Raw genomic sequence first — 25,173 nt, 5'->3', positions numbered from 1 at the left:
CCATGGATCGCGTCGCCCCCACTCGTCGCCCCGCAGGCGGCAACGCCGGCACCCAGCGCTGGCGCGACCTGCTCTTCTTGCACTGGGAGGTGGACGTGGCCGCGCTGCGCGCGCTGGTGCCGCCGCAGCTGGAGCTCGACCTCTTCGAAGGGCGCGCCTACGTGGGCGTGGTGCCGTTCTTGATGCGCGGCATCCGGCCCTCGTGGTGGCCCGGGCCCGCGTTCGACTTCTACGAGACCAACCTGCGCACCTACGTGCACCACCAGGGCGACGCACCCGGGGTGTACTTCTTCTCGCTCGAGGCCAGCAGCTGGCTGGCGGTGCAGGCCGCGCGCAACGGCTGGGGGCTGCCGTACCACCACGCCCGCATGAGCGGCGCCGACAACGAGGGTCACGTGAAGGTGGGCGACGAGCTGGCCTATGACAGCGTGCGCCGCGCCGGCGGCGTCCACTCGCAGATCCGCTGCCGCATCGGCGACGTGCTGCCGGAGCCGCAGCTGGGCAGCCTCGAGTTCTTCTTGCTGGAGCGCTACTACCTCTACAACGTGCGCGGCGGGAAGCTGCACCGCGGGCAGGTGCACCACGTGCCGTACCCGGCGCACGTGGCCGAGGTGCTCTCGGTGAGCGACGGGCTCGTTGCGGCCGCGGGCCTGCCCGGCGTGACGGTGCGTCCACCCGCGCTGGTGCACTACTCGCCCGGCGTGGACGTGGAGGTCTTCTCCGTGAAGCCCGTCTGAGCGGCCGCGGCGCTGCCCCCCTCACCGCCGCCCGCTTGCCCACCCCTACGGTGGTAGGTCTATCACCCTGCATGCGCAGCTTCTTCATGGCCGCCGGACGCGGCACACGCGTCGCCGCGGCGCTCTTCCCCATCTACTTCGCGTACCTCTACCTTTGGCTGCGCGGAAAGCTGCGGGTCCCCGCCCGCCGCGCGGCCTGGTCACGGGTGCACCAGTGGAGCGCCGACCGCTTCTACCGCCTGGCGGTGCGCATGCGCGGAGGCCTCATCAAGATCGGCCAGCTCATCAGCGTGCGGGTGGACGTGGCGCCGGTGGAGTGGACGCGCACGTTGTCGAAGCTGCAGGACAAGGTGGACCCCCTGCCCTGGAGCGACGTGGAGGGGCGCCTGGCCACGGAGCTCGGGGCGCCGCCCGACGAGATCTTCGCCGCCATCGAACACGAGGCGCGCAACGCTGCGAGCTTCGGCCAGGTGCACCGCGCGCGCACCAAGGACGGCCAGGACGTGGCGCTCAAGATCAAGTACGCCGACGTGGAGCAGCAGCTCGCGGTGGACCTCGGGCTCATGCGGCGCGTGGTGCCGATGTTCAACATCTTCGTGCCCAAGATCGGCCTGCGCGTCATCGCGGAGGAGATGAGCAAGGCGCTCACGGCCGAGCTCGACTACGAGCAGGAGGCGCGCTTCACGCAGACCATCCACGCGAACTTGAGCGGCTTGCCCAACGTGGTCATCCCGCGCGTGCTGCCCGAGTACACCACCCGCAACATCATCTGCACCACGTGGTTCGAGGGGCACAAGATCACGGACCGCAAGAAGGTCCAGGAGCTGGGCGTGGACATCCACGAGCTCATGCGGCGCATCATCCACGCGTTCACGCACATGGTGTTCGTGGACGGTGTGTTCCAGAGCGACCCGCACCCCGGCAACATCCTCTTCGGTGGCAACGGCGAGCGCTCCGAGGTGTGCATCCTGGACTTCGGTCAGGTGAAGGAGCTGCCCGCGGCGTTCCAGGACAAGATGCTCACCGCGTCCTTCGCCTACATGGTGCGTGACGTGGAGGGCTTCATGCGGGCCGTGGTGGACATGGGCGTCATGAGCGAGAGCGACATGGGCCACGCCAAGCCGCTCATCGTGGAGTTCTTCGACAAGTACTTCGAGATGTCACCGTCCGAGGCACGCACGCTGGACTTCGACAAGATCAAGGCCGACGTGCAGGGCGTGGTGGGGCGCATCGAGAACGTGACCATCCCTCAGGACATCATCCTGTATGGCCGCATGTTCGGGCTCCTGGCGGGCGTGTTCACCGCGCTCGACGACAAGATCAACGGGCTGGTGCTGGCGCAGCCCATCATCATGGAGTGCCTGATGAAGTCGAAGATGGCGAAGATGATGGCGCCGGCCTGACTTCCCGCAGCGGTCGCGCCCGCTTCTGACCGAGGGCCAGCATGACCGTCGGAAGGTGCCGCACGAAGCCGAGCGAGCGCGGCATGACCAGTGTTCCCTCGTCGTTCTCGAGCGCCCGGAGGATGCCGGTGGCCAGCTCCTCCGGCTGTGCACGCGGCAAGCGCTCCACCATCTTCGCGGCGCCGCGCACGCTCCGCAGGTCGGCCAACATGGGCGTCTCCACGGGCCCGGGGATCACGTGCAGCACGCGGGCTGGCCGTCCCACCAGCTCGAGCCGCAGCGCCTCGGTGGCCAGCGCCAGGGCCGACTTGGATGACGAGTAGTGCCCCGCCGTGGCCACGGGGAAGCCCGCGATCAGCGAGCTCACGTTCACGATGCTGAACTCGTGAGTAGGCGACGCGTCGCCGAAGAGCCCGCGCGCGAGCGCCAGCGGCGACCAGTAGTTGGTCTCGAAGAGCGCCCGCGCGTCGTCGTCGTCCGCCACGCCGAGCTGGGTGCCCGCGATGCCGGCGCCCGCGTTGTTGACCAAGATGTCCACGCGGCCACCGTGGGCGCGCGCCTCGTCGGCCACCATGGCGGCCACGCCCCGTTTGCTCAGGTCGGCGGCCAGCACCCGCGGTCGGGCGTGGCCGCGTTGCTCCACCTCGCTGGCCACCATGTCGAGCGCGCCCTCGCGCCGGGAGACCAACACCAGGCGCGCGCCTGCGTGCGCGAAGGCCAGCGCCACCGCGCGCCCGATGCCGCTCGACGCGCCGGTGACCAGCACGCGCTTGCCGTCGAACGCGCCGCTCATCGCTGCCCCTCCGGCGTCAGCGCCACGCGCAGCCCCACGCGTGTGACGCGCGGCACCTCGAGGTCCAGCCAGCCCTCGGCATCGAAGCCCTGCAGGAACGTGCGCAGCCGGGCTTGCTCCACCGGAGTGCCGTCACGCTGTGCGTCGCGCATGCGCTGGAGCATCCACAGCACGTAGGGCAGGGCGGCCCGCGAATAGCGCCCCGTGCCCAGCGGGTGCTCCACCGGGCCGAGCCCTCGCGGCACGGGCTTGTGGCCTCCCTGCTCCGCCATGAAGCGCAGCAGCTCGTCACGCGTGCCCGCCACGAACGGCAGCAGCTCGCGCAGCGCGGCGCTCACGATGGGCACCAGCGTCTCCGGGATGGCGTCGTCGGCCTCCAGCTCTCCGTCCGCTTGCGCTGGGCGCGCCATGCGCTCGATGTACGCGCGCACGTGCGGCCGCTTGGCGATCAGCTCGCGCTTGGGCCAAGGGTCGCGGCCCAGGTGCCCGTAGAGCGGTGCGATCAAGCCGAAGTCCGCCAGGGTGGGGCGGCCTCCCAGCAGGTACGGGTGCACCGCGAAGTGCGCCTCCAGCTGGTCCAGCGTCTGCGCGATCCATGCGTCCAGGGTGGGCACCTGGGCGGGCACGATGCCCACGCCCGGCAGGTGGCCGCGCATCATCCCGGCCGCGTGGGCCGCTGCGCGGTCCTGCAGCGCGCGCGGCAGCCACGGCAGCAGGTGACCGCCCACCTCGCGCTCGAACAGCGGGTAGTTCTCGGCGTGGCTCCAGCGCGTGTGCATGCCCGCCGGGATCCAGAACTCGTCGCCCCACAGCTCCAGCAGGTAGGCCACGAAGCGCTGCACCGGCGTGCCGGGCACGATGCCGCGCTCGGGGAAGCGCACCTCGAGCGCGTCCAGGATGGCGCTCGAGTCCTGCAGCCACGTCCCCTCCGGCGTGATGACGATGGGGATGGCGGCCGCCCCCGTCGCGCGTGGTGCTCGAAAGCGGAAGCCGATGAAGTCGATGGGGCGCTCCACGAAGGGGACCTCCTTGAAGCGCAGATACGAGCGGACCTTGCCGCTGAAGTAGGAGAGCTCCCAGCCCAAGAGCACGTGGGGATGGTTCGTGAGCGCGTGGTTCATGCGTTCACCCTAGGAGCGCAGCGGGCATTCGTCTTACCTTTGCGGGACAAGCCATGCGCGCCGCAGGACATTCGACCGGGGGGAGGACCGCACAGCATGCCGCGTGAGGCCACCACCCTGAACACGTGGGCGCTGGCGCTGGCGCGCACGCTCGAGGAGCGTGGGGTGGATGTGCCCGGGCTGTTCGCGGAAGCCGGACTCTCGCCCAGCGTGCTGGCGGACCCCAACGGGCGGCATCCGGTGCCCGCCACCGAGCGTCTCTGGCGCCTCGCGGTGGCGCGCACGGGTGACCCCTGCCTCGGGCTGCACGCGTCCCGCTACGTGCAGCCCACCACCTTCGTCAGCCTGGGCCTCGCCATCCTGGCGAGCGACACCCTGGGCGACGCCATGCGCCGCGGCGCACGCTTCTCGCGGGTGGTGACCGACGCCGTCGAGCTGGTGATCACGGAGACGCCCGAGGGCCTGGTGCAGACGCTGCGCGTACACGCGGGGGTCGCGCTGGTGCCGCAGTCCGTGGACCTCTACGTGGCGGCGTCGCTCAAGATGGGCAGGCTGCTCACGGGCGACGACCTGCTGGCTGCGCGTCTCTGGCTGAGGCACGTGCCGGCGCCCGCGAGCCTGTCCACGTACGAGTCCTTCTTCGGCCCTCACATCACGTTCGGCGCGGACCGTGATGCCTTCCTGGTGCCGCAGGAGCTGGTCCACCGCCCGTTGCCCATGGCCAACCCCGCGCTGGCGCTGGCCAGCGACACGGTGGTGCGCAGCTACCTCGCGCGCTTCGACGGGTCCCGCGTGGGCGACCAGGTGCGGGAGGCCGTGATCGCGCGGCTCTCGCTGGGCGAGCCGCAGCGCGCCGCCATCGCCAAGCAGCTGCACCTGGGCGACAAGACGCTCCAGCGGCGCCTGGCCGAGGAGGGCACCAGCTTCCTCTTGCTGGTGGACGAGACGCGCGCCGAGCTGGGCCGCCGCTACGTGGCCGACGCCAGCATCCCGCTCGCCGAGGTGGCCTTCCGGCTGGGGTTCGCCGAGCAGAGCGGCTTCACGCGCGCGTTCCGGCGCTGGACGGGCAACACACCCACCGCGTTTCGGGCAAATCCGCGCATGCCTCGTGGCTGACCGGATCACTTTCGCAACGGCGTTCGACGCATGTTCCCGCGCGTGCCACGGTGCAGGCCCATGACCTCCCCGAGCACCCTGGTCGACCGGCTCGCTCATTGGGCCGCCACCACGCCCGACGCCCCCGCGCTCAACGAGAAGCGCGCCGGCCGGTGGCAGGCGCTCTCCTGGTCGCAGTACTTCCAGCGCGTGCGCGCGCTCGGGGCTGCCCTGGTGGAGCTCGGCCACCAGCCGGGCGAGTGCGTGGCCATCGTGGGCGCCAACCGGCCCGAGTGGGTGCAGTGCCAGTTCGCCATCCAGGCGGCGCAGGGCATCCCGGCGCCCATCTACGTCACCAACACGGCGGCGCAGGCGGCGTACATCGTGCAGCACAGCCGCGCGCGCATCCTCATCGCCGACGGCGCCGCGCAGGTGGACAAGCTGCTGGCGGCCGAGGCCGAGGGCGCGTTCCCGGCGCTCGAGCACATCATCACCTTCGACCTGCTGGACGAGGCGCTGCACCCGCGCGCGGCCGGGCGCCTGCGCTCCTTCGACCAGCTGCTGGGTGACGGGCGCGCTGCGCGACGTGACCTCATCGACGCCCGCATGGCGTCCATCGACCCCGCGGCCACCTGCATGCTGATCTACACGTCGGGCACCACCGGCGTGCCCAAGGCCGTGGAGCTCAGCCACCAGGGACAGCTCGCGGTGGGCGCCAGCATCCTCGAGTGGGCGCCGTTCATGTCGGAGCCCGACGCCTACCACTGCATCAGCTACCTGCCGCTGTGCCACCAGGCCGAGCAGCTCATCACCAACGTGGCCACGCTCATGGTGGGCGGGCAGGTCTACTTCTGCCCCGACCTCGCGCACATCAAGGAGTACCTCACCGACGTGCGCCCCACGGTGTTCCTGGGGGTGCCGCGCGTGTGGGAGAAGTTCGAGGACGCGCTGCGCGCCAACCTGGGTGCCAAGACGGGCAACGCCAAGCGCATCGTGGACTTCGGCATGGCCTCCGAGCTGGCCGCCTTCGACGTGCAGGTGGAGCGCGGGCTGCGCAGCCACATGACGCCGCGCCGCTTCCTGGCGCGCAAGCTGGTGGTGGACAAGGTCAAGACGGCGCTCGGGCTCGACCGCCTGCGCGTGGCCATCACCGGCTCGGCGCCCATCGCGGTCAGCACCCAGCGCTTCTTCGCGTCGCTCGGCATCGGCATCCACGAGGCCTACGGGCTGAGCGAGACCAGCGGCCTGTGCACCCTCACGCACCCGTTGCGCCCGCGCTTCGGCACGGTGGGGCGCCCGCTGTCCTGCGCGCAGATCCGCATCGCGGACGACGGCGAGATCCAGGTGGGCGGCACGCTCAACACCAAGGGCTACCTGCACATGCCCGCCGAGACGGCGGCGCTGTTCACCGAAGACGGCTGGCTCAAGACCGGCGACATCGGCGCCTTCGACGACGAAGGCAACGTGAAGATCACGGGACGCATCAAGGAGCTGCTCATCACGGCGGGCGGAAAGAACGTGGCGCCCGTGGAGCTCGAGCACCTGATCGGCGGCATCGACGGAGTGGGGCAGGTGGTGGTGGTGGGCGATCGCAAGCCGTACCTCGCAGCGTTGATCACGCTGGACCCCGAGGGCCTGGCTGCGCTGCGCGAGCGCATCGGCGTGGGCGCCAGCAGCGCGCGCGAGCTGGCCGGCAACCGCAAGCTGCGCGACTACCTGGAAGACCAGATCGAGCGGCAGTGCAACGCCAAGGTGGCGCGCTACCAGACCATCAAGAAGTTCGAGGTCCTGCCCGCGGAGTTCAGCGTGGAGGGCGGCGAGCTGACGGCCACCATGAAGCTCCGGCGCAACGTCATCGCCGACAAGTACTCGGCCGTCATCGAGCGCTTCTACGCCGACGGCGCGGGCTGAGGCCGCGGGCTCAGCGGGGGCGCCGCAAGAGGCGCGCGCGGGTCTCGGGGTCGCGCAGGCTCTGCACCACCGGCACGATGATGAAGATGGCGACGATGCTGCCCACCACCGGCAGCACGTAGGCGTCGATGTCGATGCCCCGGCGATGGAGGGCTGCGCCGCCGTAGTAGCCCACGAGCGGGAGGCCGGTGGCCCACATGGCCCCGCCCAGCACGTTGTAGAACATGAGGCGGCGCTGGGGCATGCGGGCGATGCCGGCGAAGAACGGGATGAACGACCGCACCGCGGGCACGAAGCGGCCCAGCACCAGGGCCTTGCCGCCGTGCTTGATGTAGAACGACTGCGCTGCCATGAGGCGCTTGCGGCGCACCACGCTGCCCTGGTCCGGGTCGAGCCAGCGCGCCCCCACGAGCCGCCCCGTCCAGTAGCCCGCAGCCACGCCGGCCACCGAGGCGCAGAACAGCGTCAGGAGCAGCGAGACGATCTCGAAGCGCCCGCTCGCCGCGAACAGCCCCACCGACAGCAGCAGGCTGTCGCCAGGGAGCCAGAACGCAAAAGGAAAGCCGCTCTCGAAGAACAAGATGAGCGCGATGCCCAGCAGCCCGGCCGTTCCGATCAATTCTTCCATGCGTTCCGATCAGGACGGCTGATAGCAGAGAAGGCGGCGCTCGTCTCGCCCAGCGGGCTCACGCGGGCACGAAGCTCCAGGCCTTGACCACCACCGCGCGCGCCGGCAGGTCACGCTCGAACAGCCCTCGGTAGTGCTCGCGTGCCGCCAGGCGCTCGAAGGCCTCGGGTGACGGCAGCTCGAGCCGGAGCGCCACGTCCCACGAGCGCTCGGCGTCCGCGTCGGCGGGCAGCTCCACACGCAGCGCCAGCAGCTCGGGATCGGCGCCCAGGGCCGCACGCACAGAGGCCGCCAGCGCAGCGCGCCCCCCGGCGTTGGCCTGCTCGGGCTGCAGCTTCACCAACACGATGCGTGCGAGCGTCATGGCTTCACTTCCCCTGGGAGCCCAGCTCGAGGCCGTAGGGCTTCAGCAGCTGGCGCGCCACGCTGGTCTTGTGGACCTCGTCGGCGCCGTCGAAGATGCGGCCGGCCCGCTCGTGACGGAAGAACCAGGCCAGCGGCGTGTCGTCGGTCATGCCGAGGGCGCCGTGGATCTGGATGGCGCGGTCCAGGATGCGCTGCATGGTGTTGGCCACCAGGAACTTCACGCAGCTGATCTCCACGCGCGCGCCGTTGGCGCCGTGGCGGTCGATCTTCTCGGCCGTGTCGTACACATACAGGCGCGCGCAGTCGAGCTCGGCCTTGCTGTCCGCGATCATGATCTGCACGGCCTGCTTGGTGCCCAGCGGCTTGCCCGGCGCCACCATGCGCGTGGCGGCGCGCTCGCACATGAGCTCGAGCGCGCGCTGCGAGATGGCCAGGAAGCGCATGCAGTGGTGGATGCGTCCGGGCCCGAGGCGCTCCTGCGCGATCATGAAGCCCGCGCCCTCGGCGCCGAGGCGGTTGCTGATGGGCACGCGCACGTTCTCGTAGCGCAGCTCCGAGTGGCTGGACCAGCCCGAGCCCTCTTCGCCCATGACGGAGATGCGGCGCACGTGCACGAAGCCGGGCGAGCTGGTGGGCACGATGATCTGGCTGGCGCGCATGTGCGGCGGCGCGTCGGGGTTGGTGACCGCCATGACGATGGCGATGTCCGCCCCGTCGGCGCTCGTGGTGAACCACTTGTGCCCGTTGATGACGTAGTCGTCGCCGTCACGCACGGCCGTGGTCCCGAGCCACGTGGGGTTGCTGCCCGCGTGGTCCGGCTCCGTCATGGAGAAGCAGCTGCGGATGGTCCCGTCCACCAGCGGCTGCAGCCAGCGGGCCTGCTGCTCCTTGGTGCCGAACTTGTGCAGGATCTCCATGTTGCCCGCGTCGGGCGCTGGGCAGCCGAACACGTAGAGCCCGAGCGGGCTGCGACCGAGCACCTCCACCAGGCGGGCGTGGTCCAGGAACGACAGCCCCATGCCGCCCATCTCGCGCGGCATCTGCGGCGCCCACATGCCCATGGCCTTCACTTCGGCGCGCAGCGCGGCGAGCTTGCCCTCGGCGGCGCGGAAGTCGTGAATGGCCTCTTGCTCCACCGGATAGATGGAGCCCTCGACGAAGGCGCGGGCCTTGTCGAGGAGGTGCTGCAGGTCGTCGCTGACATCGAAGCCCATGGTGGGGATCCTTCTCTTCGGGGGCGTGGTACGGTCGCGGCGAAATGTCCGCGCCACCCGATCATACGACGCCTGTTCGCGATGCCCACCGTTTTGACGAAGCCGCCCTCGAGGCCTGGCTGAACGAGCACGTCCCGGCCTTTGGTGGCCCGCTCACCGTGCGCCAGTTTCGTGGCGGGCAGTCCAACCCCACCTTCTGGCTGGGCGACGGAACGCGCAGCTTCGTGCTGCGCAAGCAGCCCCCGGGCAAGCTCTTGCCGTCCGCTCACGCGGTGGACCGCGAGTACCGCGTCATGCGCGCGCTGCGCGACACCGACGTGCCCGTGGCCGAGATGCACGCGCTGTGCACGGACCCCGCCGTCATCGGCACGTCGTTCTATGTCATGGAGCACGTGGAGGGCCGCATCTTCTTCGACGTGCGCCTGCAGGACGTGTCGCGCGAGGACCGCATCGTGATGTACGAGCAGCTCGCCGACGTGCTGGCCAAGATCCACGCGGTGGACGTCACCGCCGTGGGCCTCTCTGACTACGGAAAGCAGGGCCAATACGTGGAGCGTCAGGTGGCTCGTTGGACGCAGCAGTACCGCGCCTCCGAGACCAGCGTCATCGAGCCCATGGAGAAGCTGCTGGCCTACCTGCCCGCGCACGTGCCGGCCGACGACCGCACCACGCTCGCGCACGGCGACTACCGGCTGGACAACCTCATCTTCCACCCCACCGAGCCGCGCGTGCTGGCCGTCATCGACTGGGAGCTGTCCACGCTGGGCCACCCGCTCGCCGACCTGGCCTACACCTGCATGCTGTACGACGTGGCCATGCCCAAGATCGGCGGCCTGCTGGGCGTGAACTTCGCCGAGACGGGCATCCCCACCGAGCGCGAGTTCGTGGCCCGCTACCTGGCCACCGCGGGCGGCGAGCCGAGCGCCGACTGGGCCTACTTCAAGGCCTTCTCGCTCTTCCGCCTGGCCGCCATCGCGCAGGGCGTCTTCCGCCGCAGCCAGCTGGGCAACGCCAGTTCCGAGAACGCCGTGATGTTCGGCGCGGCGGTCTCGGCGCTCAGCGCTGCCGGCTGTCGGCTGCTGGGCCTCTAGGGCCGCTTCAGTAGCGCGACTTGGGGCGCTGGCTCTCGCGCTTGATGAACGCGATGAACCGGCCGGCGTCCATGAGGCGCAACCGCAGGGACCCGAGCACCAGCTCGTCGCCGCTCACCACGGGCGCGGGCCGCCCGGGCTGCACCGGCTTTCCGTTGACCGCGCTGCCGTTGTGCGACTTCTGGTCCACCAGGCTGAACTCGGTGCTGGCGTCTGCAGCGCCGTCGGCTGCGACGAAGTGAGCGTGCAGCTTGGACACGTACGAGTAGCGCAGCACCACGTCACAGTTGCGCGCGCGCCCCACGCTGACACGGTCCGGGAAGGGGTTGCCCTTCCGCTTGCGCACCTCGGACACCTGAAAGTCGCGCACCGCGTTGTAGGCCGCCTCCACCTCGGGTGTCATGGACCCGGGGTTCGGCCCGTACGTGGTGTTGTACGCCATGGCCGACGCCCACTCATCGGAGGAGTCGTCCAGCGCCGCTGGCTCTGCGGGCGCGGTGTGCACCAGGAAGAAGCGCCCGTGCACGGCCACGAATGCGTCGGTCGTGAGGCCATAGGCGTCCACGACGTAGTGTCCAGCTGGCTTCATCGCGGCCGGACCCTACCACCGCGAGTGGCGGTACGGAATAGCCCTCGGCGTCAGAACGCCGGACAGAATCGGCCTTCAGTCGTGGTGGTTCCGTGCGCCGGCCAGGATCTCGGTCAGCGTGTGCAGCCCTGTTGTGATTTTCGCCAGGAAGCTGGGCCCGTGGGGCACGAAGTGAAAGCGCGGGTGCTGTTGCCAGAGCGTGCGCAGGCCCTTGTCGAGCGCGACGGCCGCGGCCTCCGACTCGATGCGGGCCGGGTTGCCGCTGGCGATGGAGTGCCCACCCACGGCGGCGGTCTCGAAGAAGATCACGTGGTGGTAGCGCGCCAGCTCGTCCTCGAGCGTGGTGCCGAGCGCCTCGAAGAAGCCCGCGGGCTCACCGGGCCAGTAGGCGGCGCCGTCCACCGTGCCACGGTCGCACAGCAGGATCTGACCCGGGAAGCGGGCCGCCTGCACCTCTTCGAGGTGGCGCTGCACGTGATAGATGGCGGTCTGCGTGGCGCGCACGGCCTCGGGTTCGGCCACGCGCGGGAAGCCTCCCGTGAAGAGCATGGTGGCCGTCTCGGGCACCAGCGCCACGCGGTCGGAGAACTCGCGGCGCAGCAGGTCGGCCGCGGTGGTCTTTCCTCCCCCGGGGCCTCCGGTGAGGACGATGCGAAGGGTGTGCTCGGAGGGAGAAGCGGGCATGGCGGTGCGGAGGGTAGCGCATCGGCTCGAGGCCGTCCGTGCTTCACCCCGAGAGGGCGCTCACGAGGGGGCAGCGGCCTTCCTGAGGAGCTTCGCCGCGACGGTAGCGCGAGAGCAGCAACTTCGAGCGCTCGGCCAGCATGCGTCGCACGCGGCGGCGCTCGCCCTTGATGCGGGGGATGACCATTCCGTCGTAGGCGGTGGTCTGGTGACGCATCCACGCGATGACCGCCGACTCGGCGCGCTCGTCGATGGGGATCCGCTCCGTGCGTGCGACGGTGCCGCTGCCCACCGGCGTGGCGTGCGTGGTGACGGCGTCCGCGAGCCGCTGCGCCAGCGCGTCGAAGCGCGGGTCGAAGTCCAGGAAGGCCAGCACCGCCCCGCGGAAGTCCTCCACGTAGGCGTCCTGCTTCTTCTCGCGGCGCACTCGCGCGGCGGTCAGGCGCTTCTCGTACGCCGGGTCGGCGCGCTCTTCGTCGAGCGTGGTGCGCGCCGCACGAATGTTCAAACCCGGGGCCCACACCCCCCGCGAGAAGAGCTTGCGCCCCACCTTTTCTTGCACCGTCCAGCTCGGCCCTGCGGCCTTCACGCGGCGTGTCAGGCCCGCGTCTCCGGGTGGCAGACGCTCCCACCCCGGGGGGACACGCAGCGTCTCCTTCTGCTCGGTGACGACGGTGTCCGGGGTGGGCCCCGGACGCACGATGCGGGTCTGGTTGGGCATGAGGCGGCGTTGTAGTCGCGCTTGCCTGAAAGGTCACGCACGTGCGCGCTGGGTCACTCGAAAGCCGGGGAGCACACGCCTTCGAAGCACGTGAGCGGGGCGCAGCAGTCGGCGTCGGTGACGCAAGCCCCGCAGGCCCCGCCGATGCACGCGTTGCCACCGCAGTCGTTGCAGCTGTCACAGCCCGTGGGAGGGGTGCAGTCGGACGCAGCGTCACGGATGGCGTCGTCGTAGTGCACGGTCAGCGAATCGGACGCCACGATGCCGTTGGCGAACAAGCCGCCGAAGATCTCGATGGCGGCGCTCATGGTGAAGCGTGCGGACGGGGCATACACGAAGCCCGCAAAGGTGCCGCCACCCGAGAGCGCGATGGGATCCGAGCCGCCCACGTAGAGGCGCACGCGCGAGGGCGTTGCGGCGCTGCCGAGGCTGACGCTGGATGCGCTCACCAGGTTGCCTGCCACGAAGAGGTCGAGCTCACCGTCGCCCACGATCGTAACGCTGAAGGCGGCGTCCGGCGCGAGGTCACCGCCCACGAAGAGCGCCGTGCGGCCTGCCACGCGCAGCGTGAGCGCGCCCGTGCCGCCGATGCTCGGGGCGTAGAGGCGCCCACAGGGCAGGTCCACCACGGCGCCCGCAGTGTGGTTGGCGAGCACGCTCGGGTCGAAATCGGCCTCGGCGTTGTCGTTCAGGCTGGCGAACGTGCCGACCAGCGCGGCCGGGTCCACCGCGGCGGACGAGCCACAGTCGCATGGCGGCGTGACCGTGACCACTCCCGAAGCCTGGGCGTTGATGGCTTGCGTGGGCGCCGTGATGCTGGCGCCCCCGGGCTGCATGAGCGAGCCGTCGATGGTCACGCTGGTGGCGCTGAGGTCGCCGTTGATGTCGGCGTCGAGGTCCACCGTGACCGTGGACATGGACGCGACGGGGCCGGCCACGCGCAGGTTGCCCGCCACCGACAATGGCGCGCTGGCGTTGGCGCCGAGGCCCTGGGCACCGGCCACCCAGGCCGAGCCGCCGATGGTGGCCGTGGCCGCCAGGTTGACCGACCCGTTGGTGCCGAACGCTGCGGCGGTCCCCGCGCTGGCGCTGTCGTAGACGCCATTGCGGCTGTCGAACGAATCGGTCCGGAAGGTGTTGCTCACCACGAACTCGCCGCAGCTGCACACCGCGAAGCGGAACGCGCTCTCGGCCAGCTGCCCGGTGCAGCGGTCACCGGCCGCGCCGGCGCTGGGGATCAGCAAGGGGCCTGCTCCAGCGCAGAAGCCCACCAGGCCGCCGTCGTCACCCTGGTCGGGCCCCGCGTCTCCACCGTTGCCGAGGTCCGTGGTGTTCGCGTCGTTCGGGACTGCGGCGTCGTTCGGGACGCAGCCGCCCGACACGCAGGTGGACCCCGTGGCGCACGGCACGCTCGAGCTGCAGGCGACGATGTCGCGCTCCGTGCCGCAGCCCGCGACGGTGAGGATCAGGAAGGCGAGCACGTTGCACGAGGCGAGCGTTCTGCGGCAGAGGAGGGGGGATGTGTGGGTCATCGGGAAGAGAGAGCGCGAGCTGCGGCCATTCGGGTCAACACGGGCAGGTTTTTTCGTGGAGGCGGCGCGGGAGGCTCCATGGTACCGCTCGGGACGTGCGGTTTCTGCGTCCGCTGGTTTGGCTCGCCGTCTTGGTCGCTTCGCTCTCGGCGCGGCCGGGGCTGGCGCTTGCGCAGCCGCTCACCTGGCTGTTGGATCCGGGTGTCCCTGCAGACACCCGCGAGCGCATCGTGGGGCAGACCTCGGACCTGCCGTTCGTGCTGCTGCCGCCCGGAGCGCCGGGAGATCCGCGAGGTGTTGAGGGCGACCCGCTCGGGCGAGCCGCGCGCCTGGCGCTGGGCACGCAGGCACGCGTGGTGGTGTGGACCACCGAGCGCGAGGGTGGCCTCGAGGTGACCATCGTGGATCTCGCGGCCCGTCGCGTGCTGGTGCGCGAGGTGCCGGCCAGCGGTCCGCGCGAGCACTCGGCGGCGCTCGAGACCGTGGGCGTGATCGTGCGGGCGGCGCTCCAGGCGCTGGCCGAGGGAGGCGAGATCGGTGTGGCCACTCCTCCCGTGTCCCAGCCCCCAGCGCCCCCGGCCGAGACCGCGCAGGAGGTGGTAGCGGCTCAGCAGGCGGAGCCCGCTGCGGCGGCACGCAGTGAGTCCACCCGGCGCAGTGAGGTCATGCTCGGCGCCGGCCTCGGCCTGCGCTTCGTGGTGGACGACGGGCCGGCGTTCGAGGGCAGTGGGTCATTGGCCTGGCGCTACGGACGGCTGTGGCTGGGCGCTACGGTACACGCCAGCACGCGGCAGCGGGTGCGGGCGGCGCCGGCAGCCATCTCGGTGGCGCACGCCGGGGCCTGGCTCGAGGCGGGGGTGGTGGCATTCGAGCGGGGCGCTTTCGCGCTGCTGCCCATGGGGTCGCTCGGCGTGGGGCGCGTGCGGCGCGAGACCACGCGCGTGGCCGATGGCTTCGTGGGCACGGGCTCACGGGCGCACCTGGACCTGCGCGTGGGGGCGGGGCTGCGGCTTCGCTTGGCGCTCGGGCCGGTGGCCTGGCTGACGCTGGACGCGCGCCTCGAGCTCCCCCTGCAGCGCGTGCTCTACACCGTGAACACGGACGCGGGCGCCTCCACGCTTTCGCGCACACCGCGCGCGGCCCCGGCGTTCGGGCTGGCCGTGCTGGCCCGAATTGGGCGCGTGCGCTGATTCGTTTGCCCCTGTGACCCGATCCCGCCCCGCCGACCCTCTGTGATACTGCATGTTGATGGCGCGCACGATCGACGACGGAACCCCCGCGGAGGACGCGCTGCGCGTGCTCATCGACGCGGCCGTGCGTGGCGACCGCGCCGCGGCGGGGCACATCCTGCGGGAGCGCCTGCCACGTGTACGCAACCTGGTGCGATACTTGGTGCGCGGCGACGACCACGTGGACGACATCGCCCAACAGGCCCTCTTGGCCATTCTGCGCGGCCTGCCCACCTTCGAGGGCAGCGGCTCGTTCGCCGCTTGGTGCGACCGCATCACCGCGCGCGAGACGTTTGCGTACCTGCGGCGCGACCGCGCCGAGGCCACCCGCCGCCGCGACGCTGCTCCGGAGATGCGGCTGCTGAAGGGCGGCCTCGCAGGCGAGGGGGACTCCCGCGACCCCTACGCCGACCGGCGCGCGGCCGTCCAGCTGCTGGAGCTCCTGCCCGAAGAGCAGCGCAGCGTGGTGGCGCTCCACCACATCGCCGGCCTCAGCATGCAGGAGATCGCCGACCTCCTGGACATCCCTCACGAGACCGCCCGCAGCCGCGCCCGCCTGGGTATGAAGCGCCTGCGCGACGCCCTCGCCGAAACCGCTCCCCCCGGAGGAGATCGCCATGCGTGACCCCCACAACGACCCTCTCATGCCCGAGGGCGAAGACGACGCCGCCCTGATGCGCCAGCTCTTCCCGCTGGACGACGCCACGGGCCCCGCCCCCCGCCGTTCCGCCGCGGATCTCGACGCCATCATCAACGCCGCGCTGGACGCGCACCCCAACGCGCCCCCGCCGCCTCCCAGCCCCGCCCCCCGTGCAGCCCCGAGCCTGGGCCTCCTCCTGGCGGCCACAGCCCTCCTCCTGGCGGCCCTCACAGCCCTCTGGCTGTCCACAGGACGCCCCCGGCCCCGGCCCCGGCCCCGGCCCCGGCCCCGGCCTCGGCCCCGGCCCCGGCCCCGGCCTCGGCCCCGGCCCCGGACTCGGCCTCGGCCTCGGACTCGGACTCGGCCTCGGCCTCGGACTCGGACTCGGACTCGGACTCGGACTCGGACTCGGCCTCGGCCTCGGACTCGGACTCGGCCTCGGACTCTGCCTCGGCCTCGGCCTCCGACTCGGCCTCCGACTCGGCCTCGGCCTCCCCCGCCCCCGCCTCCGACCCTCGTGATCTCCTCCGCGAAGCCAACGCCCTCCGCGGCCAGGGCGCGTTCCTGCCGCCGAGCGTCTCTACCTCCGCGTCGTCCGCGAGCACCCGCGCTCCTCCACCGCCTACGTCGCCAAGGTCGCAGCCGCCTCCCTGCGCCTCGAGCGCCTGAACAACCCGCGCGGCGCGCTCTCCCTCTTCCGCGCCGCCCTGCGTGACAACCCCAGCGGCAGCCTGGCCCAGGAGGTCCGCCGCGGCATCGCCCTCGCCACGCGCCGCACCGGCCAGCGCGACGCCGAGCAGCGCGCCCTGCGCGACTTCCTCGCGCACCACGGCAGCACCCCGTTCGCTGCCACCGCCCGCACGCGCCTGGGCGAGCTCGAGGCTGCCGCCGCGCCCACCCCCTGACGCCTCTGCAACTCACGCCGCGACACCCCGCACCACCCCTGGCAGGGCGCACGCAGCTCGCTAAGCTTGTCGCCACGATGCCCCTCGGTCGCCCAATCCTGGCGCTCTCCCTGCTGGTCCTCGTCGCGTGCGGCTCCACGCCCAGCCTGGATCCCGTGCTCACCATCGAACGAGGCGCGGCGCGCTCGCACACCACGGAGCGCCCCGACTTCGGCACGCTCGCGCTGCGCGTCACGGCCGATCGGGTGCATCGCCTCCAGGCCTCGCGCACCCCGGACGGTGAGCACCGTCGCCGCTTCATCGTCGAGGCGCTGGGCGCCACCGCCGAGGACGTCACGCGCCTCTGGGCGTATCCCGCCGACGACACCACCGAGACCGACGAGTTCATCGACGACTTCACGGTGCATCCCTCCGGAGACGTCACGCTCACGCTCGAGCACCGCGGCGTGGTGCGCGACACGTACGAGCTCCTGCGCTTCTCGGGTCATGGATCGCTGCTCTACCGCGCGCTGCTGCCCGCGGGCGCGCTGGTGCCCGACACGGACCTCGGTGACCTGCCACGCCCGCCGTTCCGCATGAAGTCCACGTGGAACGACGACGCGCTCGCCGAGGGCTGGGTCCGCGTGGCGGCGCAGGGCGAGGACGTCGTGGTCGCCTTCCAGACTCAGATCAACCGACCGAACGACGAGTTCACGTTCGAGCACGTCTCGGCGGTCTCGTGGATCGACTGGGACGGAGAGACGTACACCGAGACCCGCACGCGCCTGGTCGATGGACGCCACGGTGTGGGGCCCGCGGCCTGGACGTACGACGAGTTCCGCTGGCGGCAGGTGGCCGTGCGCCCCTACCTCGCGGTCGACCAGGACACGGGCTACGTGGTGGTCGGCCGCACCTGGAGCAACCCGCGCTGCATGGCGGCGCTCGAGATCTTCGGCGAGGGCTCCCAGCGCGACTGCGTGTTCCAGTCCGTCTCGCCGGTGGACAACGAGCGCCTGCCCTTCGCGTGGACGTCGTTCGCGCCGGATGGCACCCGCGAGGCGACCCGCGTGTGGATGCCCGAGGCCACGAGCGAGTTCGTGGTCTTCGACATGGCCCTCGACGCCGGCGTCGTGGCGCTCGCCGGCGCGCACGTGCGCGAAGAGCCGGATGGGAGCGTGGTCTACTACGAGGGCAACCGCGTGCCCTACGACGGCTACGTGGCGCTCTTCGACCGGGAGACCGGCGCGCTCACGCTCGAGCGGGACATCGACGCCTCGGGTCGCGGTGACGCGCTTCACGCGCTTCGCTTCGTGGAGGGCGGAGTCCTCGCCGTGGGCGCGGCCGACTGGGACCGCTGGAACGGTGGCATGAGCATCTCGCGCGGCGCCGACCCGTGGCTCGTGTTCGTCTCGCCCGAGGGCGCGGTGTCGCAGCGCCGCATCGAGGTGGATGCCCCGGCGCGGCACACGCACCTCCTGGGTGTAGACGTGCGCGCAGGGAGCCGGCCCGCCATCTTCGGCGCTGGGCTCTCCGACGCGCCCATGACCCACTCGGGGGACGGTGGGCAGCTCGGCGAGATGGTCTTCGGCGACGCGCTCGTCTCGCTGGGACGGCCAGCGGTCGGGGCGGTTGATCCCTAGCGCTCACTCATGCCGCACCGCCGTTCATACGGTCCCCGCGCGTTTCCGCCGGCGAACCACCACGTCGACCGCGAGCGTGAGCAACGCCAGCGCGCCTCCGATGAGCAGCGCCCGGTAGTCGAGGCGTGTGAGCAACGCCACGCTCGCCAACACTCCGATGATGGGGAGCACGGGCACGCCGCGGATCGCCAAGGGCACACGGAACGGGCGCTCACGGTCTGGGTCACGGCGGCGCAGCGCGATCAGCGCCACGTTCACGGCCACGAACGCGAGCAGCGCTGCGAACGACGAGATGCTGGCCACGATCTCCACCTTCCCGAGCGGCAGCATCGCCATGGCGATGGCGCTGGTGACGAGCGTGGCCACCCAAGGCGTCTTGCGCTTCGCGAGCACCCGGTCGAGCACTGTCGGGAGCGCGCGCTCGCGCGCCATGCCGAAGAGCACGCGGCTGGCGACGAGGATGGACGCGAGCCCCGTGTTCGCCGTGGCGAAGAGCGCGATGCCCCCGAGGGCTCGGGCTCCCCAGCTGGACTGGGTAGCCACCGCCGTGACGAGGGGCGCGTCGCTCGCCGCCAGCTGTTCGGATGGGGTGAGCGCCACCACCGCGAGCGCAACGAGTGCGTAGAGCACGGTGGCCACCGCGAGGCTGGCAAAGATCGCGATGGGCACGTCACGCCCTGGGTTCTTGGCCTCCTCGGCCAGATTCGCGATGTTTTCGAACCCCAGGAACGAGAAGAAGACGAGCGCCGTCGCGCTCGCCAGGCCCCAGTGCACCGGAGTTGAGAGCGCCTCTCCGAAGCGCGGTGTCTCCGCCCCGATCACCACCACCGCGATGAGCCCGGCCATCTCGACCAGCGTGAAGACGATGGTGACCGACGACGCTTGGCGCGTGCCGATGATCACGATGGCGGTGGCCACGGCAATCAGGGAGACCGCGGCGACGAACGGCGGCACGTCGACGAAGCCCGCGAGGTAGCCGCCGAAGGCGAGCGCGACCGTGGCTGTGGTCGCGATGCCCGAGAACGCCACGAGCACACCGATGACGACCGCGAAAGAAGGCGCCCGCGGGAACGCTTTCGACAGATAGGTGAACTCGGCGCTCGCCTTCGGGTAGCTGGTAGCGAGCTCCGCGTAGGTGAGGGCGGTGAAGAACGCCACGGCGCCGCTCGCGCAGAACGCGATCCACAGCGCATCGCCCGCGCGGCCTGCCGCCACGCCGATGACCGAGTAGATGCCAGCGCCCAGGATGATGCCGAGCCCGTTGAAGGTGAGCGCGAATGGCCCCAGCGTGCGGCGCAGCTTGCCGGCTGCGGGCGCTGGGGACGTTGTCTGCGAGGACGCTGCTGCCTTCATGGCGAGTCCTTCAGCAAGTGGCGTGCCAGCTCGTAACGTGCCCTCGACAAGGGCTGGTCACGCTCTGTCAGCGTGTGCGGCGCTGCTGGAGCATCAAAGTGATACCGAGTGTGCTCGCTCGGGTGGCGACCAGCTGGTGGCGCTCACCACACCGCGAGGTGATCCTCCACCACGCCGAACACTTGGTCCACCTCGTGGCCCAGCACCTGTCCGCGGAACACGCCGTACGGTTGAATGAAGTCGCTGCGCACCAGCCGCAGGTCCAGGTTCTGGCGGCGCGCGCCAAACGGCTCGAAGGTCAGCTCCACTTCCGGCCGGCCCCCCGCTGTGCTGCGCGACACGATGCGCCAGTCGCTCACGCCCGGGTCCTTGGGGAGCTCGAAGCGCACGCCGCCGAGGGGGTGCACCTTGCCGTTCAGCCAGAAGCCGTTCTCACGCGAGTCGCCCGCCGCGTCGTCGTAGACCTCGGCCGACAGGTTCAGCCCCACGATGTCGCCCGCCTTGCTGCGGCCCGCGAACGACGCCCACTTCCAGCGCGTCTCGCGGTTGGCCAACGAGCGCGTCCAGTCGAGCGTGCCGTACGCCTCGCGGAAGTCCAGGCGCTGGTCGCCCAAGTCCAGCACGCCAGTGGCCTTCATGCCGGCCGCCTTGTGCGTGTACGCGGGGCGGTCCTTGGTGAGCGGGTGCAGCAGCGCCAGCGCCTCGTCGCGGGCCAAGCGCAGCTCACCGCGCAGCGGCGCGTCTTCGAACGGGATGTCCAGCTTGATGCGCCACTCGGGCGCCATCCACTCGAACTCCACCTTCGCGTTGCGGCGCTGCCAGCGCGTGGTGCCGCTCACCGAGCTGGGCGCAAAGCGCAGCGCGCTGCCGAGCGGCGAGATGGCCTCGAACTGCCGCGCCGGGTGCGTGGGCCGCTTCCGGTCCACCAGGTAGGCGAACGCGTTGGCCGCGTAGCCCAGCTGCACCAGGCCCACCGCGAAGAACCAGCTGTCCGTGGCGAAGCTCGAGTAGTGCCACTCCTTCAAGCGGAAGCGGTTGGTGAGCGGGTTGCCGAAGTCGGGCGCCGCGAAAGGCTGCACATAGCGACCGAACTGCCATGCCCCGTCGACACGGATGGCTGCGGGCGGGAGGGGGAGGGCGCTCGTCTCGGTCATGGGTGGCTCAAGGCTTTCGGGGCTGAAGCCGCGAGTGTATCCACCTGCGGACCTGCGTCCAACCGTGGCGGCCGCTGGCCGCGGCGCGACAGAGTGCCGCTGCCGTAGTAATCTTACGGCCCCACCCGATGAGGGCGATCGTCTACATGACCAACTCTACCGTCTCCCCGCGTCGCATGGCGCGCTCGTTCTGGCTCGCTGCTCTCGTGGCAGCCATCCCCCTTGGTGCTGGGTGTGCAGATGGACCTGGCCCCGACGACGACGCCGGGCATGTGGATGCGGATCTGACCGACGCGAGCGTCGGGGACGCCGACATGGGCGAGGACGGTGGGGAGGACGCAGGCCCGGACGCGACCCTGGATGCCGGTGAATTCGATGGCGGCGAAGGCGATGCCGCGGCGCTCGACGCCACGACGATGCCCATGGACGAGGGGTCGTGCTGGGCGGACGTGCGCCAGCGGGCGCCGCTCCGACACGCGGGCGCCTGGCACGGACCTCCTGGCGCATTGCGACCTGCGGCGCGTCGCCGGTGTGCAGCGTCACCCAGGTCCGGTACCAGCCCTGCGCGGAGGACGACACGCAGACGAGGGTGTGCGGGGTGCTGGGCAACGGCACGCTGCCGCAGCGCTGCGTGGGCGGTGCGTGGGTGGACGACGGCGTGTGCGACGACCCGGACGTGGACGAGGTGACCGCGAGCGACGACGGGGTCCGCGCGCTGGAGGCTGTCGATCCGCTCGTCACAGGGGCAGGGGGTTCGTTCCCCGTGGCGGGTCTTCTGGCGAACGACAGCTTCGCGGCGGCGGCGACGTTCGCGCTGCAGGGTGGGGGCACGACGTCGTGCAACGGGCAGGTGGGGCTCCAAGCAGGCAACGTGGTCTACACCGGCCCAGCGAACCTGGCGCCCGTCTCCACGTGCCGGACGTCGGATAGCTTCACCTACCAGGTGTGCGCTGCGGCTCCCGCGGTGGGCTGCGACACGGCGACCGTCACCATCACGATCAATCGGCGCCCGAGCGTGGCCAGCACGCTGAGCTGCGCGCCGGTCAACACGGCCAACCTGTCGCTGGGGGTGCAGAGCGTCTTCAGTGACCCGGACGGCGATGGTCTCGATGCCTCGAGCATCGTGGCTACGGGCCCAGGGGGCTCGATCTCACGCTCGGGCGATGTGATCACGTGGTCTCCCAACAACGCGTCGAACGCGGGGACGTATGCGCAGAGCCTCACGGCGTGCGACGACAACGCGCTGCCGGGCTGCGCGCAGGGTGTGTGGAGCGTGGTGTGGAACGACCCTCCGGTGCTGACGAGCTTCCCGACGCCGTTCGACGTGACAGTGCTGCAGCTGGCGCCGGCGCTCGCGGTGGACTCGGAGATCTTCGTCAGCACGGGAGCGGCGATGGGCGCCGCGCCCGCTCAAGCCATCGCGAGCGTGGCGGTGGGCGCCACCATGAGCGGGGCCTTCTCGGAGTCGTCGGTGGTCACGTCGCTGGGCGGCACGTGCGCGCTAGCGGGCGGCCAGCTGCTGTACAGCGCGGGCGCGAACCTCGGCACGGACTCCTGCTGGGTGCGCATCTGCGAGACCTGCGGCGCATCGCCCGTGTGCAGCGTCACCCAGGTCCGGTACCAGGTGCTCTCGCCCTGACGGTTCGCTCCTCCCTCAGCAGCCTATCTCGTAGCTGACACCCACCGTGCCCAGCGGCACCAGCTGGTCCTGGTCGCTGCGTAGCTCGAACAAGAACGAGGTTCCGTCGTACTGGAGCACCACCTCCAGCGCCCCGTCTCCGTCGACGTCCAGGATGAGGGCGCCCATGGCGGGCTCGAAGTCCATCCGCGGCGCGCCAATGCGCCGCAGCACGCCGCTGCGCTCCTCGAGGACCATGGTGAACGCCTGTTGCGAGCCGGAGCAGTGCCACACATCGTGGATCACCTCGGACACGAACGTCACGCGGTGGGACTCGCTCAACGAGAAGGTGTGCGTGGCGATCACGCCCCCGCCATCGGCGGCCTCGGTGGCGCGATACATGGATGCCTCTCGCGCCGCTGCCGAACCGCCATAGGCCAGCTCCGCCTGAGACCGCAGCTCGGGGGACGGATCCTGGCGCGTGCTGCGTGCACGTGAGGCCGAGATGCGCGTGGTGGCCAGGATGCCGTCACGGCAGCCCCGCTCGATGACGGCGGCGACGTACCCGCCGCCCGCCCACACTTCGTCGGCTTCGTCGGCGTCCTCCATGCGCTCCTCGCGGTGCGTGTTCATGGTGTCGCGACTCGCGACGTCCACCACGTAGACCCGGCCGAGGCGTGCGCTGCAGTACCCGTCGCTGGTGGCGATCCGCAGCGGCCTCCGCGGCAGTGTGTCGAGTGAAGCGGGGTGGTCGGGGCGCAGCGCCTGCGCCGCCACGATCAGGTCTCCGCGGCCGGAGTCGAGCCGACGCAGCGCGCCCTGGCCCAGCCCCTCGGGCGCGCGTCCGATGATGGCGAGGTTCACCCCCGCATCGGCCAGGACGAGAAAGAGCCCCTTCTCCACCGCTTGGTCGAGCTGGGCCAGGTGCTCCGCGGCGCTCGGGGCGTCCGCGCGCGCGGGCAGGGCGAGCAAGCCGGCGAGGCAGAGCAGCGTGGGGAAGCGTAGCGTCATTCGAAGTCCTCACAGCGCATCACGCCCAGAGTCGGCGAGAGTCCTGGTCCCACGTTGCCCTGGTCCGACCGTGCGATGTTCGTCACCGTCTGCACCACATGCTCCTCGCCGTCGTGGCCGCGCAGGAGGAAGACCGGGTGCTCGGGACACATCGCGAAGGGCAGCCAGTCACTGTCGACCAGCCGGCGCGCCTCTTCCCCCACGGGCACCGCGCCCGGCACATAGGGACGTTCGCGCTCGCTCACCACCGGCACGCCGTCCGGAGGCAGCGTGGGGATGACGTCATCCGCGGCGAGCCGTGGCCCGAGGGTGTAGGTGATGGGCGCGACACTCTCGCGCTCGAACGCGGGGAACTGGTGGAGCGCCACGCAGCTCGAGAGCCAGCCGAGCTCGGCATCGCGCTGGGTCTCCATCAGGAGGAGCGTGGGGGTGGTCTCCGAGGGGAGGAAGCAGCCGTCGAGCAGCGCCTCGCTGTCGTTCGGGATGGCCACACGCGAGATCCCTCCGGGACGACTGGCGACGAAGACGAAGGCCTGCTGATGATCACCCGGCGCCAGCTGGCCGAGCGTCATGAGCACGTCGCGCAGGCCGTCGCCGTCCACGTCGAGGCGCGTGTCGTGGAACGACTCGGCGTAGGCGCCCTCCATGACGTCGAACAGCACGTCTGCCACCACCCGCAAGCGCTCGGGTGTCACGTGGAGACGCGTGGCGTGGAGCATCACCACCTCGTCGTCCAGCGAGTCCGACCACTCGAGGAAGACGTCGAGGCCGCCTGAGATCGTGGCCAACACGCGCAGGTAGCGCAGCGCCGGGAACTCTCCGTGCGCCAGGTCGCCGTATGCGCCCTCGAGCGTGCACGTGAGCTGCCGCTGGATGGCCACGGCGAGACGGCTGGGCGCGAGTGCGCCGGGCGCGGTCAGCGATGCGGGAGGCGCGAGGGCGGCGAGCGCGTTCACCAAGGGGGCATAGAACGCCGCACCCTCACGCCGCCCGCACCGGGCCTGGGACGCTGCCACCACGTTGGAAGGCGCTGTGGCATCCGGGTGCACCGCGCGGAAGAGCGCGTCCACCGCGCCGGGCGGCAGCGCGTCGATCAGGCCGCCTGCGCCGCCGCGCAGCAGGCTCAGGCACGCCGGCTCCTCGCCCTGCTCGCATGCGGCGCGGAGCTGAGTGAGCGCCCGTGCGCGGTCGGGAGGGAGCCCGCCGTTCGGCAGGCGCTCGACTCCGGCCAAGTAGCAGAGCCCCGGGTCACCCAGCGCACAAGCGCGATCGAGGAGCGCCGCCGCCCGCGGCGGCGCGTCCGACAGATCGGTTCGGTCGAGCCAGATGGACGCTGCGCTCCAGCACCCGCTGACGTCCTCGGCCTGGCACAGCGAGGTGTAGAGCTCGGCTGCGCGGAGACGGTCCGGGGGGACGCGCAGTGGGTGGTAGCCGTAGGACTCCGCGAGCGCACGGCAGGCAGCCTCGTCGTGGCGACACACCTGCGCGAGGCGGGCGCGCTCCTCGGCCACTTCCTCGAAGAACCGGCTGCGGTCTTCGAACGGCGCGAACCCGCACAGCGCTTCGTCCTCCTCGCACGGGCTCGGCGTGGCCCGCGTCACGTTGGCCGCCTCTGCCGACCTGGTGGGGCTGGGCGCTCTCGAGGCTCCCGACCCGCAGCCCAAGAGGGTGACCGCCACCAAGAGTGTTCGCACGTGCAGCAAGTCAGCGCTCCTTCCGCACGAGCCTAGGCCATTCCGCGCGCGTCGCCACCCCAACC

Annotated in this window: 23 protein-coding genes; 10 read left to right on the top strand and 13 right to left on the bottom strand. The window is 71.2% G+C overall.

What is annotated here, in order from left to right; translation table 11 throughout:
- Window positions 1–2: 2 nt before the first annotated feature.
- Both IPI43_01650 and IPI43_01645 read left to right on the top strand, forming a co-directional pair.
- Window positions 3–737 (top strand): DUF2071 domain-containing protein, encoded by a 735-nt coding sequence (locus tag IPI43_01650; protein MBK7772833.1) that lies wholly within the window; start codon window positions 3–5, stop codon window positions 735–737.
- Window positions 738–808: 71 nt separating this feature from the next.
- Window positions 809–2,140, top strand: a complete 1,332-nt coding sequence (locus tag IPI43_01645) for an AarF/ABC1/UbiB kinase family protein (GenBank protein MBK7772832.1) — start codon at window positions 809–811, stop codon at window positions 2,138–2,140.
- On the opposite strand, the gene IPI43_01640 is transcribed toward IPI43_01645, so the two are convergent.
- A complete protein-coding gene (locus tag IPI43_01640; protein ID MBK7772831.1) occupies window positions 2,088–2,933 on the bottom strand; it encodes an SDR family NAD(P)-dependent oxidoreductase in 846 nt (281 codons plus the stop codon). The two genes, IPI43_01645 and IPI43_01640, sit on opposite strands and share 53 nt — an antisense overlap.
- The gene (locus IPI43_01635) at window positions 2,930–4,054 is read right to left on the bottom strand and encodes a glutathione S-transferase family protein (protein MBK7772830.1); all 1,125 of its coding nucleotides are present in this window, start codon (window positions 4,052–4,054) and stop codon (window positions 2,930–2,932) included. The genes IPI43_01640 and IPI43_01635 overlap by 4 nt, the downstream gene beginning before the upstream one ends.
- 96 nt (window positions 4,055–4,150) lie before the next feature.
- Here IPI43_01635 and IPI43_01630 point away from each other — a divergent pair, with 96 nt between their 5' ends.
- Both IPI43_01630 and IPI43_01625 read left to right on the top strand, forming a co-directional pair.
- Window positions 4,151–5,170 (top strand): AraC family transcriptional regulator, encoded by a 1,020-nt coding sequence (locus IPI43_01630; protein ID MBK7772829.1) that lies wholly within the window; start codon window positions 4,151–4,153, stop codon window positions 5,168–5,170.
- Window positions 5,171–5,230: 60 nt separating this feature from the next.
- Window positions 5,231–7,060, top strand: a complete 1,830-nt coding sequence (locus IPI43_01625) for a long-chain fatty acid--CoA ligase (protein ID MBK7772828.1) — start codon at window positions 5,231–5,233, stop codon at window positions 7,058–7,060.
- Between the two features lie 10 nt (window positions 7,061–7,070).
- On the opposite strand, the gene IPI43_01620 is transcribed toward IPI43_01625, so the two are convergent.
- Genes IPI43_01620 through IPI43_01610 form a run of 3 tightly spaced genes read right to left on the bottom strand, consistent with a single transcriptional unit; the run spans window position 7,071 to window position 9,268 of the window.
- Window positions 7,071–7,688, bottom strand: coding sequence for a DedA family protein (locus IPI43_01620; protein MBK7772827.1), 618 nt, complete (start codon window positions 7,686–7,688; stop codon window positions 7,071–7,073).
- A gap of 58 nt (window positions 7,689–7,746) precedes the next feature.
- Window positions 7,747–8,052, bottom strand: a complete 306-nt coding sequence (locus tag IPI43_01615; GenBank protein ID MBK7772826.1) for a hypothetical protein — start codon at window positions 8,050–8,052, stop codon at window positions 7,747–7,749.
- A 4-nt stretch (window positions 8,053–8,056) separates the two neighbouring features.
- The gene (locus IPI43_01610; GenBank protein ID MBK7772825.1) at window positions 8,057–9,268 is read right to left on the bottom strand and encodes an acyl-CoA dehydrogenase family protein; all 1,212 of its coding nucleotides are present in this window, start codon (window positions 9,266–9,268) and stop codon (window positions 8,057–8,059) included.
- 44 nt (window positions 9,269–9,312) lie between these two features.
- Here IPI43_01610 and IPI43_01605 point away from each other — a divergent pair, with 44 nt between their 5' ends.
- Window positions 9,313–10,359 carry a phosphotransferase gene (locus IPI43_01605; GenBank protein ID MBK7772824.1) on the top strand — a complete coding sequence of 349 codons (1,047 nt, stop codon included), beginning with the start codon at window positions 9,313–9,315 and terminating at the stop codon, window positions 10,357–10,359.
- A 7-nt stretch (window positions 10,360–10,366) separates the two neighbouring features.
- On the opposite strand, the gene IPI43_01600 is transcribed toward IPI43_01605, so the two are convergent.
- The 4 genes from IPI43_01600 to IPI43_01585 form a co-directional block, all read right to left on the bottom strand.
- A complete protein-coding gene (locus tag IPI43_01600) occupies window positions 10,367–10,801 on the bottom strand; it encodes an FHA domain-containing protein (GenBank protein MBK7772823.1) in 435 nt (144 codons plus the stop codon).
- 222 nt (window positions 10,802–11,023) lie between these two features.
- Entirely contained in the window at window positions 11,024–11,632 is a 609-nt protein-coding gene (locus tag IPI43_01595) for an AAA family ATPase (protein MBK7772822.1), read from the bottom strand.
- A 43-nt stretch (window positions 11,633–11,675) separates the two neighbouring features.
- Entirely contained in the window at window positions 11,676–12,353 is a 678-nt protein-coding gene (locus IPI43_01590) for a DUF2293 domain-containing protein (protein MBK7772821.1), read from the bottom strand.
- A 53-nt stretch (window positions 12,354–12,406) separates the two neighbouring features.
- Window positions 12,407–13,885, bottom strand: coding sequence for a hypothetical protein (locus IPI43_01585; GenBank protein MBK7772820.1), 1,479 nt, complete (start codon window positions 13,883–13,885; stop codon window positions 12,407–12,409).
- Between the two features lie 95 nt (window positions 13,886–13,980).
- On the opposite strand from IPI43_01585, the gene IPI43_01580 reads away from it, so the two are divergent.
- The 4 genes from IPI43_01580 (at window position 13,981) to IPI43_01565 (ending at window position 18,278) form a co-directional block, all read left to right on the top strand.
- Window positions 13,981–15,075, top strand: coding sequence for a hypothetical protein (locus IPI43_01580; GenBank protein ID MBK7772819.1), 1,095 nt, complete (start codon window positions 13,981–13,983; stop codon window positions 15,073–15,075).
- 58 nt (window positions 15,076–15,133) lie between these two features.
- Window positions 15,134–15,739 (top strand): RNA polymerase sigma factor, encoded by a 606-nt coding sequence (locus IPI43_01575; protein ID MBK7772818.1) that lies wholly within the window; start codon window positions 15,134–15,136, stop codon window positions 15,737–15,739.
- Window positions 15,740–16,404: 665 nt separating this feature from the next.
- A complete protein-coding gene (locus IPI43_01570; GenBank protein MBK7772817.1) occupies window positions 16,405–16,659 on the top strand; it encodes a hypothetical protein in 255 nt (84 codons plus the stop codon).
- A 77-nt stretch (window positions 16,660–16,736) separates the two neighbouring features.
- Window positions 16,737–18,278, top strand: coding sequence for a hypothetical protein (locus IPI43_01565; GenBank protein ID MBK7772816.1), 1,542 nt, complete (start codon window positions 16,737–16,739; stop codon window positions 18,276–18,278).
- Between the two features lie 24 nt (window positions 18,279–18,302).
- On the opposite strand, the gene IPI43_01560 is transcribed toward IPI43_01565, so the two are convergent.
- Together IPI43_01560 and IPI43_01555 are read right to left on the bottom strand one after the other, a co-directional pair.
- Window positions 18,303–19,631, bottom strand: a complete 1,329-nt coding sequence (locus IPI43_01560) for an amino acid permease (GenBank protein ID MBK7772815.1) — start codon at window positions 19,629–19,631, stop codon at window positions 18,303–18,305.
- 143 nt (window positions 19,632–19,774) lie between these two features.
- Window positions 19,775–20,785 carry a DUF2804 domain-containing protein gene (locus tag IPI43_01555; GenBank protein MBK7772814.1) on the bottom strand — a complete coding sequence of 337 codons (1,011 nt, stop codon included), beginning with the start codon at window positions 20,783–20,785 and terminating at the stop codon, window positions 19,775–19,777.
- Window positions 20,786–21,221: 436 nt separating this feature from the next.
- Here IPI43_01555 and IPI43_01550 point away from each other — a divergent pair, with 436 nt between their 5' ends.
- Window positions 21,222–22,424, top strand: a complete 1,203-nt coding sequence (locus IPI43_01550; protein MBK7772813.1) for a hypothetical protein — start codon at window positions 21,222–21,224, stop codon at window positions 22,422–22,424.
- A 15-nt stretch (window positions 22,425–22,439) separates the two neighbouring features.
- Here the strand turns inward: IPI43_01550 and IPI43_01545 are convergent, their stop codons facing one another.
- On the bottom strand, window positions 22,440–23,414 hold the full coding sequence (locus IPI43_01545) for a hypothetical protein (protein MBK7772812.1): 975 nt from the start codon (window positions 23,412–23,414) through the stop codon (window positions 22,440–22,442).
- Window positions 23,411–25,117 carry a sel1 repeat family protein gene (locus tag IPI43_01540; protein MBK7772811.1) on the bottom strand — a complete coding sequence of 569 codons (1,707 nt, stop codon included), beginning with the start codon at window positions 25,115–25,117 and terminating at the stop codon, window positions 23,411–23,413. The genes IPI43_01545 and IPI43_01540 overlap by 4 nt, the downstream gene beginning before the upstream one ends.
- Between the last annotated feature and the right edge of the window lie 56 nt (window positions 25,118–25,173).

The sequence above is a fragment of the Sandaracinaceae bacterium genome (assembly GCA_016706685.1).
Lineage (GTDB): Bacteria > Myxococcota_A > Polyangia > Polyangiales > Houyiibacteriaceae > JADJJE01.
Note: the sequence above shows the minus strand (reverse complement) of the source record. Positions and strands in the feature narration are given on the sequence as shown.